General features: G+C 41.3%; 9 protein-coding genes and 2 other annotated features. All 9 genes read left to right on the top strand.

Going from position 1 to position 14,362, the window contains the following annotated elements:
- Positions 1-342: 342 nt before the first annotated feature.
- The 9 genes from gltB to RCP16_RS13580 all read left to right on the top strand — a co-directional run bounded on the left by gltB (position 343) and on the right by RCP16_RS13580 (position 14,112).
- On the top strand, positions 343-4,944 hold the full coding sequence (gene gltB, locus RCP16_RS13620; protein ID WP_273593434.1) for a glutamate synthase large subunit: 4,602 nt from the start codon (positions 343-345) through the stop codon (positions 4,942-4,944).
- Positions 4,945-5,244: 300 nt separating this feature from the next.
- Positions 5,245-6,189, top strand: a complete 945-nt coding sequence (locus RCP16_RS13615; RefSeq protein WP_137221425.1) for an ABC transporter ATP-binding protein — start codon at positions 5,245-5,247, stop codon at positions 6,187-6,189.
- Positions 6,189-6,968: an ABC transporter permease gene (locus RCP16_RS13610; protein WP_308640528.1), complete on the top strand. Its 780-nt coding sequence runs from the start codon at positions 6,189-6,191 to the stop codon at positions 6,966-6,968. Before RCP16_RS13615 ends, RCP16_RS13610 begins: the two co-directional genes overlap by 1 nt.
- A gap of 180 nt (positions 6,969-7,148) precedes the next feature.
- The gene (gene cls / locus RCP16_RS13605) at positions 7,149-8,579 is read left to right on the top strand and encodes a cardiolipin synthase (RefSeq protein ID WP_308640527.1); all 1,431 of its coding nucleotides are present in this window, start codon (positions 7,149-7,151) and stop codon (positions 8,577-8,579) included.
- A gap of 153 nt (positions 8,580-8,732) precedes the next feature.
- Entirely contained in the window at positions 8,733-9,230 is a 498-nt protein-coding gene (tsaE, locus tag RCP16_RS13600) for a tRNA (adenosine(37)-N6)-threonylcarbamoyltransferase complex ATPase subunit type 1 TsaE (RefSeq protein ID WP_308640526.1), read from the top strand.
- On the top strand, positions 9,227-10,069 hold the full coding sequence (gene tsaB / locus RCP16_RS13595) for a tRNA (adenosine(37)-N6)-threonylcarbamoyltransferase complex dimerization subunit type 1 TsaB (protein WP_308640525.1): 843 nt from the start codon (positions 9,227-9,229) through the stop codon (positions 10,067-10,069). Before tsaE ends, tsaB begins: the two co-directional genes overlap by 4 nt.
- A gap of 15 nt (positions 10,070-10,084) precedes the next feature.
- Complete coding sequence (gene rimI, locus RCP16_RS13590) at positions 10,085-10,591, top strand: ribosomal protein S18-alanine N-acetyltransferase (RefSeq protein WP_069326147.1); 507 nt, start codon at positions 10,085-10,087, stop codon at positions 10,589-10,591.
- Between the two features lie 2 nt (positions 10,592-10,593).
- Positions 10,594-11,673, top strand: coding sequence for a tRNA (adenosine(37)-N6)-threonylcarbamoyltransferase complex transferase subunit TsaD (tsaD, locus tag RCP16_RS13585; protein WP_308640524.1), 1,080 nt, complete (start codon positions 10,594-10,596; stop codon positions 11,671-11,673).
- A gap of 63 nt (positions 11,674-11,736) precedes the next feature.
- Positions 11,737-12,023: a binding site (T-box leader), on the top strand.
- Between the two features lie 103 nt (positions 12,024-12,126).
- Positions 12,127-12,414, top strand: a binding site (T-box leader).
- 93 nt (positions 12,415-12,507) lie between these two features.
- Positions 12,508-14,112: a 2-isopropylmalate synthase gene (locus RCP16_RS13580; protein ID WP_069326145.1), complete on the top strand. Its 1,605-nt coding sequence runs from the start codon at positions 12,508-12,510 to the stop codon at positions 14,110-14,112.
- Positions 14,113-14,362: the final 250 nt, after the last annotated feature.

Below are 14,362 nucleotides of genomic sequence, written 5' to 3'. Positions count from 1 at the left end.
TTTATCAGAACTATAAAAATTTTGAATTGCCACGATGTCAGGTCAGTGTTAAAATGAGATAACTAATCCAGGGTAAGAGCATAAACACTTGTGCTATGTATAATCTCTCTTAGTAGAGATTCGGATAATTATACTACTACTATTCATTTCTAATATCATATTCAGAGAGGCTGCTTCCAACCATCTGTATCGTAAATGTACGTATACAGGTCGTGATGATTGGAAGAGCAGCCTGTTTTGTATACCCTGTCTTTGAGCTTGCGATCTTCAATGTCGTCCTCGTAGTGCCGTCCACTGGCTGTTCTCTTGACATCTTATTTCATAATAGAAAGGTTGCGTATTATGAACATTACAGGTTTGCCTCCAAAACAGGGGCTTTATGATCCTCAATTTGAAAAAGATGCTTGCGGTATGGGTTTTACTGCACACATCAAAGGAACACCTAGTCACCAGATCGTTAGCCAGGCGCTGACGATGCTTGAAAATATGGAGCATCGCGGTGGTCAAGGTAGCGAGCCGAATTCCGGTGACGGAGCCGGTATTATGGTACAGATTCCTCATCGCTTTTTTGTTAAAGAAGCCAAAGCACTTGATTTTGAATTGCCAGAAAAAGGTCAGTATGGTGTAGCGATGGTGTTCCTCTCCCGTGATGAAGAACTACGTAACCGTCATGAAGACCTGTTGAAAGATATTATTGCTCAAGAAGGACAGGTTCTTCTAGGTGTACGTACAGTACCAACAGATGACAGTACACTTGGCAAATCCGCTAAAGATGCGAAGCCAGTCGTTCGCCAATTTTTTATTGGAAGAAGCTCAGAGTTACAAGCTCAAGATGAATTATCTTTTGAACGTAAATTATATGTGATCCGCCGTTTGGCAGAACGTCATATTCGTTTTGCTAGTGAACCGGGTGGAGAAACATTTTATATCCCAAGTTTGTCTTGTCGTAAAGTCGTATACAAAGGTATGCTGACAACGATTCAAGTGGGCGAATTTTATTTGGACTTGCGTAACGAAGAATTCGAATCAGTGATGGCATTGGTTCACTCCCGTTTCAGTACAAATACATTCCCGAGTTGGGATCGTGCCCATCCATATCGCTTTATGATCCACAATGGTGAGATCAACACGATGCGTGGAAACGTAAACTGGATGCATGCTCGTCAATCTCTGTTCGAGAGCGAAGTATTTGGTGATGATATCGATAAGATTCGTCCTGTGATTAATCCAGATGGATCCGATACAGCGATGTTTGATAATACACTAGAATTTTTGTATCTGAATGGACGTTCATTGCCACATGTTGCGATGATGATGGTTCCTGAACCGTGGAGCAATCATGACAGTATGGATGCGAAGAAAAAAGCATTCTATGAATATCATAGTTGTCTGATGGAGCCGTGGGATGGACCTGCTGCAATGGCATTTACCGATGGTATTCAGATCGGAGCAACACTTGACCGTAACGGTCTGCGTCCAGCACGTTATTATGTCACTAAAGATGATCGTATTATTCTTTCGTCTGAAGTGGGTGTGCTCGATATTCCGGCAGAAGATATCCTGTACAAAGATCGTTTGCGTCCAGGTCGGATGCTACTTGTCGATACAGCAGAAGGTCGTATTATTTCAGATGAAGAAATCAAAGATAAAATTGCTTCAGAACAACCGTATGGTGAATGGCTAGAAGAGCATTTGATGAATTTGGATGAAATTCCAGATGCGCCAGAAGCGATTCAACCAGACCATAGCAATATCGAACAATTGCAATTGTCATTTGGTTATACATTTGAAGAATTGCGCAAAGTATTAGAGCCTATGGCATCTACAGGTGCAGAAGCGATTGGCTCGATGGGATATGATGCACCGCTTGCGGTATTGTCTGATCGCCCGCAACGACTGTTCAATTATTTCAAACAGATGTTTGCACAGGTAACCAATCCTCCTATCGATTCGATTCGTGAAGAGATTGTAACGTCAACTGCAACATCTATAGGACCTGAACGCAATTTGCTTGATCCACAACCGGAAAGTTGTCGTCAGATTATTCTGAATACACCGGTATTGTCGAATGAAGATTTTGCTAAGATTCGTCATGTTCGTCGTCCGGGATTCAAAGCAATGACCATTCCTATTTTCTACACCGCAGCAGAAGGTGCAGAAGGATTGCGCAAAGCACTGGATAATTTATGTGCAGCAGCAGATCGTGTTATTCGTAAAGGTCATAATTTCTTGATCCTTTCTGATCGTGGTGTGGATAAAGAAAATGCGGCTATTCCTTCATTGCTAGCTGTTGCTTGCTTACATCATCATTTGATTCGTCAAGGAACAAGAACCAAAGTCAGTCTATTGCTTGAATCAGGCGAACCGCGTGATGTGCATCATTTTGCATTGTTGTTAGGTTACGGTATCAGTGCAGTCAATCCGTATCTGGTATTTGAATCGTTGCAAGATATGATCAAGCAAGGGTTACTACGTGGTATTTCACATGAAAAAGCTGTGAAAAACTATGTTAAAGGTGTAACCAAAGGCGTAACCAAAATTCTGTCCAAAATGGGAATCTCAACGATTCAGTCTTACCGTGGTGCACAGATTTTTGAAGCTGTAGGCTTGCAGCAAGATTTCGTTGATCAATACTTTACATGGACAGCTTCTCGTATAGGCGGTATTGGTTTGGAAGAAGTAGCCGCAGAAAGTCTGTCTCAGCATTATCGTGCATTTACAGACAAAGATGGTAACGATAAAGTATTGGATTCTGGTGGTGACTATCAATGGCGTAATGACGGGGAAAAACATTTGTTCAACCCGCAAACGATCCATTTGTTACAACATGCAGTCCGTACTGGTGATTATAAATTGTACAAAAAATATGCAGCTTTAGTTGAAGGCGAGAATGAAGAACGTCTTACACTACGTTCTATGCTCAAATTTAAGCCTAATGGTGCACCGATTCCTTTGGAAGAAGTAGAGCCGATTGAATCGATCTTCAAACGCTTCAAAACAGGCGCAATGTCGTTCGGTTCAATCAGTCAAGAAGCGCATGAGAGTCTGGCTATCGCAATGAACCGGATCGGTGGTAAAAGTAATACCGGTGAAGGTGGAGAAGATCCTGCTCGCTTTGTTCCTGATGCGAATGGAGATTCACGCCGTAGTGCTATCAAACAGGTTGCTTCTGGACGATTTGGTGTCACATCGAATTATCTGGTCAATGCGGATGAAATTCAGATCAAAATGGCGCAGGGTGCTAAACCCGGTGAAGGTGGACAATTACCAGGACGTAAAGTGTATCCTTGGGTAGCAGAAGTTCGTGGTTCTACACCAGGTGTAGGTCTTATTTCACCACCACCGCATCATGATATTTATTCGATTGAAGATCTAGCTGAACTGATCTATGATCTCAAAAATTCAAATCCACGCGCAGATATCAATGTAAAATTGGTTGCTGAAGTAGGAGTAGGTACGATTGCGGCAGGTGTTGCTAAAGGTCGTGCAGATATTATTTTGGTAAGTGGTTACGATGGTGGTACAGGTGCGTCTCCACAAGGTTCGATTCGTCATGCAGGCTTACCGTGGGAATTGGGTCTAGCAGAGACACAACAAACATTGATTATGAACAATCTTCGTGATCGTGTTGTCTTGGAGACAGATGGTAAAATGCTGAGTGGACGCGATCTAGCAGTAGCAGCTCTATTGGGCGCAGAAGAATATGGCTTCTCTACAGCTCCATTGGTAGCATTAGGCTGTATTATGATGCGTGTCTGTCAGATGGATACTTGTCCTGTAGGTGTAGCTACTCAGAATCCAGAACTCCGTAAAAACTTTACAGGTGATCCTGCTCATGTTGTTAACTTTATGAGATTTGTAGCGGAAGATTTCCGTGAAATTATGGCAGAGCTTGGATTCCGTACGGTACAAGAAATGGTTGGACGTATGGATTGTCTGGATGCTGTCGATGCCGCAGAGCATTGGAAGAAAAAAGGTCTGGATCTGTCTGTATTGCTTCACGAGCCTAAGCTTGCAGAAGGCAGTGAACGCTATAGAGTTCAAAGACAGAATCATCAATTGGAAGAGACATTGGATATGCAACAATTGGTTCCTCTGGCGACTCCAGCTTTGGAAAATGGAACTCGTATTGAAGCCGATCTTGCCATCTGTAACGTAAATCGTGCGACTGGTACGATTCTAGGTAGCGAGATTACACGTAAATATGGCGCAGCAGGTCTGCCAGAAGATACCATTACATTTAACTTCAAAGGATCAGCAGGTCAAAGCTTTGGTGCATTTGTTCCTAAAGGAATGACGCTCAAAGTGGAAGGCGACTGTAATGACTATGTAGGTAAAGGATTGTCTGGTGGTAAATTAGTGGTTCGTCCAGATGCCAAAGCTACATTTGTAGCAGAAGACAACATTATTATCGGAAATACGGCTCTGTATGGCGCTACAAGCGGCGAAGCCTATATTAATGGTATCGCAGGCGAGCGATTCGCTGTACGTAACTCTGGGGCAAACGTTGTGGTTGAAGGCGTAGGTGATCATGGTTGTGAGTATATGACAGGGGGACGTGTCATCGTTCTTGGAGATACAGGTCGTAACTTTGCAGCAGGGATGTCCGGCGGTATCGCTTATGTGCTTGATCCAGATCGTAGCTTCGTTGAGCGTTGCAATCTTGAAATGGTTCTACTCGAATCCATTGAAGATGCAGCGGAACTAGAAGAAGTACGTACTCTGATCGAACGTCACGTAGAGTACACAGGTAGTCAAGCAGGGCAACGTGTATTGCAGGATTGGAATCAACAATCTCAAGACTTTGTTCGTGTTATTCCAAAAGACTACAAACGGATGACCGAGCAGATTCAAAAAGTTCACGATACAGGCTTAACAGGCGAAGCCGCTTTACTGGCAGCCTTTGAAGCTAATATGCGCGAACTGGCACGTTCCGGTGCATAGTCTATTGTCTTCACTAGGATGGTTGCTGGCACTTTTCGACTTTTTAGAATAGAAAAGAGTTAGATCATTTTATGCTTCAACATTAAAGTTCATGTATCAAAGAACCTGTAGTTACTGGAAGTATTCAGTAAGCAGGTTCTTTTTTTGCCTATATGATGTCTGTTCATAAACTGTGATACACTGGATAAAGATTTAGAGAAGTAGTGCCTATTTCGATTCATACTTAGAGCAGGAGGAAAATATATGGAATCCAACTCCAATCCGGTTGTACCTTCTACCGTACATATCTCCAAAGATCCAATGCCTGATTCCAATGAACATCATGGAGCAAATCATCTCCCTGTCGTTCAATTTCAGAATGTAAGCAAAGTTATCGGTGGCAAAACATTAATTGATCATTTAACTTTAGATATTCCAGCTGGAAAAGTATTCGGTTTTCTGGGTCCTAACGGAGCTGGTAAAACCACAACCATACGAATGATGGTTGGTTTGATGAGTATTACAGAAGGCGATATTTTGATTGATGGTCAAAGTATACGCACGCATTTTGAAGAAGCGATTGCCAAAGTAGGCGCGATTGTCGAAAACCCAGAAATGTATAAGTATATGACAGGTCGACAAAATCTAATGCAGTATGCGCGTATGTCTCCTGGAGTAGATCCTCAGCGAGTCGAAGAAGTAGTACAATTTGTAGGGCTAACCGGACGTATTCATGAAAAAGTAAGTACGTATTCACTGGGTATGCGTCAACGCCTTGGTGTAGCTCAAGCACTGCTTCATCGTCCCAAGCTACTTATCTTGGATGAACCTACCAATGGACTTGATCCGCAGGGTATTCGGGAACTACGAGATTATTTGCGTGCATTAACTCGTGAAGAGGGGACTACTGTTTTTGTATCCAGTCATTTGCTCGCCGAAATGGAATTGATGTGTGATGCGATTGCAGTGATTGATGGCGGAAAATTAATCGATGTACGAGAACTGCATACGACTGCTGAAGCCGAAGCAGATCTGATCGCCAAAACAACAGTTATCTTCGAATTGGATCAACCCGAGCGAGCAGTTGAATTGACTTCAGTAGGACAGGTGCAAGGTAACACATGGACCATTGAAGCAGATCGTCAACAAGTCGCTCAATTCAATATGTTATTTGTAAGCAATGGCATAGCCGTATATGCGATTCGTCCAATCAAGCGAAGCTTAGAAGATCAATTCTTAGAGTTAACGCGGGGAGGGCAATTATAATGGATTTTTGGAGACTGGTGCATAACGAAAATCTCAAAATTGTACTTAAAAAGTCCACATGGATTTTGACGATCTTGATGATTATTGGATCACCGATCGTACCTATTTTTCTCAAATTAATCGATATTCCTTTTTCAGCACCTGACGTTATTTATCAGTCATTTAACTTATATTTTATTGTGATTATGTTATCGCTTATTATCGCTTCTGAATCGGTATCCAGTGAGTTTTCAAGAGGAACGATTAAGCTATTATTGATTCGTCCGTGGGATCGTTGGAAAATTTTATTATCCAAATACATTTCAGTGATTTTATTTTCACTAGCGGCTACGATCGTATTTGTTATTTTAAATGTAATCTTTGCTTATATCTTATTTCCGGCTTCAGGCAATAGTATTTTATCAGCAGCTTCATCGACACCGGATCTAGTGCTTACTGTGGTCTACAATTACATTCGTGCATTAGTATTGATCACTGTTGCTTTTATGTTATCTTCTTTATTCCGTTCCACTGCATTGTCGATTACGATCTCAATTTTGCTTTATTTTTCGGGCAATACATTGAATGGCATTTTCCGTCTTTTTTTAGAGCAAGAACATCGTGAGTTTATTAAATATTTGCTCTCCACGAACTTGGATCTAACTCAGTATTTTGCTTCACCTACAGGAACATTCGGAATGACATCATTAGGGTTCTCTTTAGGGGTATTGCTTGTTTATATGATCGTGTTTATCGCAATCACATGGTTTTCTTTTGTAAAACGAGATGTACGAGCTTAAGTTAGACCAAGCTATGATTAGAGAGGCGCTATTCTTCTTTTGAAGAGTAGCGTTTTTTATATGGTAATAATTGCATTTCAATTTGTGAATCAACAGACAATGAGTTGGTTATATGGATAGAAGAAGTGATTGGATTATCGAACAAATTGGATTTGAAAGTTCAAGGAAAGGAAGCACAGTATGATTTGGATTGTATTGATTTGCCTTGTTTTTATTTGTCAGACAGGAATTATATTGATTCTTGAGTTTCGTCGCCCATCCAAAGCTGTTGCGTGGATGTTTATTTCATATTGTGTTCCGTTTCTAGGATTTGTTTTGTATTATTTTGTAGCACGTAATTACCGGATTCGTCGTACGATTCGTAAAAAAGGAACGATTATTTTCCGCGAAGTTCGGCATCGGTTATGGAGACAATCACATGTAATACGTGAAGCACAAGATATGGGGAATCCCCATTTTCAAACCGAAGAGCGTCTATTCGGTCTTCTTTCTCATCTGACTGAAAATCCGATTACTGCATGTAACAATGTTAAAGTACTGACAGATGGTAAAGTGACATTTGCAGCGATGCTTCGAGCATTAGAGCAAGCAGAACACCATATTCATATTCAGTTTTATATTTTTAGAGATGATATGATTGGCAAAGAATTCACTGATGTTCTGATTCGCAAAGCACAAGCCGGTGTGAAAGTACGAATGTTATGTGATGGGTTGGGCAGTTATCATTTGAAATATACATTTGTCCGTCGACTAAAAGCCGCAGGAATAGAGTTCCACTTCTTTTTACCTCCATTTACTTCGTTTATTCAACGTGAAGTGAATTATCGTAATCATCGCAAAATTTTGGTGATTGATGGTGAAGTTGGATTTATGGGTGGATTAAATATTGGTGATGATTATTTGGGCTATGATCCTAAGCTGGGATATTGGCGGGACACTCATCTGGAGACACGTGGCGATATTGTTTATTTTCTACAGACGGTCTTCTTGGAAGACTGGGAATTTGCTTCAGGGCAACGGATTACTGATCCGATCTATTTTCCGAAGCATCAATGTGAAGGCAATGAACGAGCATTGATTGTATCGAGTGGACCTGATCGGAACTGGGATGCGATTCAAGAATTGTGTTTTAGTGCGATTGCTGTAGCCAAGCAGCGTATTTGTATCACTACACCTTATTTTATACCGGATGCAGGCATCTATACAGCACTCAAAACAGCCGCAGTCAGTGGTGTACAAGTCGATATTATTATTCCGAAAATATCCGATTCACAAGTTGTTCATTATGCCTCGTTATCTTATATGCAAGAGTTGATGCGTGCTGGAGTGCGTATTCATCAATATGAAAAAGGATTTGTGCATGCCAAAGTGATGGTGATCGATGATCTACTGGCTTCAGTAGGTACAGCAAATATGGATATGCGTAGTTTTTATAGCAATTTTGAATTGGTAGCTGTTTTGGTAGAACCGTCGACTATCGAGCGCTTAATGGAAGACTTTGAACGTGATCTTGGACATAGTCGTCTATTGAATTATGAGCAGTTTATCAAGCGATCTCGTGTTCAGAAAACGATGGAGACGTTATCACGCATGTTATCACCACTTCTATAAAATAACCTGCTGATTGCTGAACGTATTTCTACAATGGTCTATGATCTTAACAAGGAACTCGATCAAGAATATGGTATAATCGCTCTATCAAACGATTTGGCAGACGATAGTTATTAGATATCGTATCACTTGTCATTTTATATGGAGGAACACATGTCTGAACGATTACCAGCAACATCATATACATTTACCAGTCCAAGCTTGGAAGATACCGATCAACTAGCTGCTTTTTTAGCCAAGCGTTCATTGCCTGGCACTATTATTACACTAGACGGAGATTTGGGAGCAGGGAAAACTCATTTTTCCAAATCATTTGCTCGTTATCTAGGTGTAACATCATTGGTGAACAGCCCAACATTTACGATCATTAAGGAATATGAAGGAAATATGCCTTTTTATCATATGGATGTATACCGGATTAGCGAAGATGAAGCGGCTGATCTGGGGTTAGATGAATACTTTTATGGACAGGGTGCTACATTGGTCGAATGGGCGAGTATTATTCCTGACTTATTACCTGCTCAGCGATTAGGGATCGAGATTACAGTCAATGAAGACAACACACGCAAGTTCGTCTGTACAGGTTATGGAGAACCTTATTCAGAGTGGTGTCGTGAGTTAATACAGAATGGAGTTAGTGACAATCAATGAATGAAATCAACGAACAGCCGCGCAAGCGGTTTTTGGTTTTGGATACATCTACAGCTTCTCAAAATGTAGCTGTTATGCAAGAAAATGAAGTACTTGTAGCTGAAAATAGTTATGCTGATCGCAATCATTCTGTCGGTCTCGTGAATGGAATCCAGAAGCTGATGGAACAGTCTAATACATCTCGCAGTGAATTAGCAGGTATTGCTGTAGGTGTGGGTCCTGGTTCATATACAGGTATTCGTATTGCGGTAACAACAGCCAAAACATTAGCATGGACATTACAGATTCCAGTCGTAGGCTTTTCCAGTCTAGCAGCGCTGGCTTGGAGTGGATATCGTGAGTATCTGTCTACCCATATAGAATCATCTGAATTATCTCAAACAACAGCATCCTCTCAGCCGTCCGTATGGATTATTCCACTGATGGATGGTCGCCGTGCTCAGGTATATACTTCGTTATTTGATATTCAATCTATGTCTACAGAATCTACAGCAGAGACAGTAACTTTGCCAAAGCGTATCGAAGAAGATCGGATTATGCTTATGGATCATTGGATGGATCAGATTGCTGCTCAGTATCAGGGGTTGTCTGAACAAGAACGTCCGCATCATATTTTGATCGTCGGAGAAACGGCTAACCATCAAGAGCGAGCAGAGCGTTTACAGGATGTTATTGAAGCGAAGATCACCATACTAGCATGTGGACTTGATGCAGGATGTGCAGGAGAAGTCGGAGCAAGTCTACTTTTAGATGGCAAATATGATGATACGCATCATTTACTACCCAATTACACACAACTGTCAGAAGCTGAAGCGAATTTGCTACGCCAGTCAAAATAGAAAGGAAGTGTGCTCATGGCATTACGATACGAGCAGAATCAACAACAACCTGTGCTACGTAAAATGACGATTGATGATATTCCAGAAGTGATGGAGATTGAACATGAAGCATTCACACTCCCCTGGACAGAAGAAGCATTTCGTAATGAATTGACGATGAATCATTTTGCTCGTTATATGGTGATGGTAATCGATGGACGAACGATCGGTTATGCAGGCATGTGGACGATTATGGATGAAGCTCATGTTACCAATATTGCGATTCGGGAAGCTTATCGTGGACGTAAGCTTGGAGAAGCTTTATTAGTCGAACTGATGAACTGGGCGCTAGAATTAGGAATGTTACGCATGACACTTGAAGTACGCGTCTCCAATGAGATCGCACAGCAATTATATATGAAATTAGGTTTCAGTAACGCAGGTATTCGTAAAGGGTATTATTCGGATAATAATGAAGATGCCATGATTATGTGGTGCGAGTTAGCCGAAGCGCAAGGTCATCTGGAAGGAAGCGTGGAATAAACATGATGCAACAAGATATACAACGTGAAGGATGCCATATTCTAGCGATAGAGACGAGCTGTGACGAGACGTCCGTGTCTATTGTGAAAGATGGTAAAATCGTGCTGTCCAATCTCGTATCGAGTCAGATAGAGACACACAAAGCTTTTGGCGGTGTGGTACCCGAAGTCGCTTCACGCAAACACGTAGAAAGTATTACATTGATGATTGAAGAAGCAATCCAAGAATCGGGAGTTGCATTAGAAGATATTTCAGCTATTGCAGTTACTCAAGGCCCCGGCTTAGTAGGTGCTTTATTAGTAGGCATTATGGCGGCAAAAAGTTTGGCATTTGCATTAGACAAGCCTTTGATCGGAACCCACCATATTGCAGGTCATATTTATGCAAATAATTTAACCGCAGAGATACAATATCCTTCGATGGCATTGGTCGTATCAGGTGGACATACTGAACTGGTATTACTAGAATCTGAAGGACAGTTTCAATTGATCGGTAGCACTCGTGATGATGCAGTAGGGGAAGCGTACGACAAAGTAGCACGAGCATTAGGATTCCCTTATCCGGGTGGACCTTATGTAGATAATCTGGCGATGGAAGCAGAATCGGTAGTATCTTTGCCACGAGTATGGTTAGAAGCCAATTCATATGATTTTAGCCTGAGTGGATTGAAGTCAGCCGTTCTGAATGTAGTCAATCAGAAGAAGATGCGCGGCGAAGAACCGATGATAGGCGAGATCGCACGAGGTTTTCAAGAATCGGTAGTTGAAGTACTGGTGGAAAAAGCTGTTCGTGCAGTGCGCCAGTATGGAGCGAAGCAGTTGTTATTATGTGGTGGAGTAGCTGTTAACCGTGGGTTACGAGCGAATCTAACTGATCGTTGTGAAAAAGAAAAGATTGAGTTGTTGATTCCACCGTTTGAGTATTGTACTGATAATGCAGCAATGATCGGAGCAGCTGCTTATTTGAAATGGAAACATAGTCAATTCACTACATTGGATATGAAAGCAGAGCCATCTCTTTCACTTGAAAAATGGTCGGTCACGTATCAACCTGTAGAGCAAACTGAAAATAGTATTGACTAATGCAACTCGCGCTTTTATAATATCAATAATTCGTTATCTATAATGATCTTCATCTTAAATAGAATAAACGCTTGGAACGGGATTAGTAGGGAGATTCGCTTGAATCCAGAGAGCTGCGGGATGGTGCAACGCAGTATGAAGGCAACCCTGAACTCACCCGGGAGCGGAATGATGGAAAGTCTAACGAGTAGACAGGTACATCATTACGGTTGATCCCCGTGATCGGATACCATTAGATTGTATTTCATATAATGCATTTTAATGGATAAAGCGGGACGCCGTTTTGAATGATTCTAATCAGCGTCCAATAAGAGTGGTACCGCGAAGGTAAATCAACCGTCGTCTCTTTTACAGAGATGGCGGTTTTTTGGTATTTTCATAAAGAGATACTATCGCTCTATTGGAATAGATAACGAACTGTGAATTCACAAACTTACTAATAACATCATATACACACACGCAAAGAACAGGAGTAGTAAAAAGAAAGCTACCACAATCAGAGAGTTGCGGGAAGGTGCGACGCAATACGGTAGATGGTCTTTTGAACTCGCCTGGGAGCGGAAGTAGGGAACATGATGATAGATGTCATCATCGTACTTACTTACGGGTCATTCCCGTCATCCAATGCTGATCCAGTACATATGCCTATTATCTATGTACATCTACTGGATCAGATTAAGCGGGAATCAATACGATTCCAACAAGAGTGGTACCGCGACAGCATCGTCTGGCGTCTCTTACATTAGTGAGAGAAGTCAGGCTTTTTTTGTATTCTTTTTTCTTGAAATGTATCTAATCATGTATGCAAATAAAGAATTTGGGAGCGTGAATAAGATGAGTCAGATCAGTCAACCAAGCTACAAAAAGATTGCTATTTTAGATACCACTTTGCGTGATGGAGAACAAGCACCGGGAGCGACACTACAATGGGATCAGAAAATAGCATTGGCAGAACGGCTACAAGCGTTAGGTGTCGATGTGCTAGAACCTGGTTTTCCTATTTCCAGCCCGGGAGAGTTCGAAGCCGTACAGAAAATAGCTAGAACATTTCAGCAATTTGAAATTTGTGGATTTGCACGAGCTGTAAAAATCGATATCGAAGCCGCCGCCAAAGCAACAGAGGATGCTGTTAATCGCAGAATTCACTTGTTTTTGTCCTCTTCCGATATCCATTTACAACATCAATTACGCAAAACAAGAGCAGAAACGGTGCAGATTGCGCATGATATGGTGTCTTTTGCCAAGCAGTTTACCGATCGTGTGCAATTTACAGCGATGGATGCTTCTCGGACAGCAATAGATGATCTGATTGAAATGGTAGAGGTGGCTATTGCCGCAGGGGCAACGATTATTAACTTGCCTGACACTGTAGGATATGCTTTGCCAGACGAATATGGACAGATGTTTAGAGCTGTTCGTCAAGGAGCACGAGGAGCTGAAAATGTTCAGTTGAGTGCACACTGTCATAACGATCTAGGATTAGCAGTAGCGAATAGTCTAGCAGCGGTTCAAGCAGGTGCAGATCAAGTAGAAGTCACTGTTAACGGAGTCGGTGAACGTACAGGGAACTGTGCATTGGAAGAATTGGTCATGGCAATTGAGACACGCCGTAATAGTCTAGATGTAACAACGAATATACGCGCAGAAGCATTATATGAAATTTCACATGAAGTGAGCCGAGCGATGAGATTTCCAGTAGCTTATAACAAACCAGTAATCGGTAGAAATGCATTCCGACATGAATCAGGAATCCATCAGGATGGATTATTAAAAGACCTATCGACGTATGAAATTATGAGTCCAGAACGATTAGGTATTCCGCGTACGATGATTATATTAGGAAAGCATTCAGGTCGACATGCTCTTTCTAATCGTCTAGCACAATATGATATTTATCCTGAAGAGCAACAACTTCATCAATGGTATGAAGATTTCAAAAAATACGCCGATCACAAACATCATGTGACAGATGAAGAGCTATTAATGTTGACAGGAAATTCAAACGCAATCACCCAGTCTCAACTTTCGATTGAAGATATTCAGTGGAATGCTCATTCAGATGGAACGATCGCATCCAAAGTCACCTTAAACAGTCATGATCATCCATATACGACTCAATCGATTGCTATTGGAGCGATGCAATCGGTGATGAATAGTCTTCAACAAGCCGTTCAACAATATATGGGCCAAGAGATGATTGAACACTCAGAAGATGAAATAGAAGGTATACAATTGGAAGATATGGAAATGCAATCGTTCTATACGAACGGTATAGCATACACAGATGCTGTGGCAACAATCTGTTATCAGAAACAGACCTTCCGTGGTACCGCTTCCGGACAAGATTCGTTACAAACGGCAGCGATTGCTTTTGTATCTGCATGTAATCAGGCGTTTACAGAAACCATTAGAATGAAGAATGATTTGTCAAGATGTTAACAAAGTTATCCACATATCCCCCACAAAGTGTGTATAAGTACAAAATAAGTGATTATACGAAGCTTTTTCAAAATGATGAAATAGGGGATATGTTTATCACCTGATTTGCTCGAAATCTGTGGATAATGTGCATAACTCGGTGGATAAATATGGATATGGATAAAAAATAGTAGTATAACAGTGAAAAATGACCCTAATGGGTCATTTTTTGTGATCAATAAATCGCTAATTTTGTGGATAACTTTGTTTG

Origin of the sequence: Paenibacillus nuruki (assembly GCF_963311185.1) — a bacterium.
In the GTDB taxonomy this organism is placed as follows: domain Bacteria; phylum Bacillota; class Bacilli; order Paenibacillales; family Paenibacillaceae; genus Saccharibacillus; species Saccharibacillus nuruki.
This window is presented reverse-complemented; position numbering and strand designations above follow the sequence as displayed.

What these genes read in the sequence shown, in the direction of transcription:
- RCP16_RS13580 (WP_069326145.1), top strand. Translation starts at nt 12,508, where the DNA reads ATGAGTCAGATCAGTCAACCAAGCTACAAAAAGATTGCTATTTTAGAT.
- RCP16_RS13610 (WP_308640528.1), top strand. Translation starts at nt 6,189, where the DNA reads ATGGATTTTTGGAGACTGGTGCATAACGAAAATCTCAAAATTGTACTT.
- tsaD (WP_308640524.1), top strand. Translation starts at nt 10,594, where the DNA reads ATGATGCAACAAGATATACAACGTGAAGGATGCCATATTCTAGCGATA.
- rimI (WP_069326147.1), top strand. Translation starts at nt 10,085, where the DNA reads ATGGCATTACGATACGAGCAGAATCAACAACAACCTGTGCTACGTAAA.
- cls (WP_308640527.1), top strand. Translation starts at nt 7,149, where the DNA reads ATGATTTGGATTGTATTGATTTGCCTTGTTTTTATTTGTCAGACAGGA.
- gltB (WP_273593434.1), top strand. Translation starts at nt 343, where the DNA reads ATGAACATTACAGGTTTGCCTCCAAAACAGGGGCTTTATGATCCTCAA.
- tsaE (WP_308640526.1), top strand. Translation starts at nt 8,733, where the DNA reads ATGTCTGAACGATTACCAGCAACATCATATACATTTACCAGTCCAAGC.
- tsaB (WP_308640525.1), top strand. Translation starts at nt 9,227, where the DNA reads ATGAATGAAATCAACGAACAGCCGCGCAAGCGGTTTTTGGTTTTGGAT.
- RCP16_RS13615 (WP_137221425.1), top strand. Translation starts at nt 5,245, where the DNA reads ATGCCTGATTCCAATGAACATCATGGAGCAAATCATCTCCCTGTCGTT.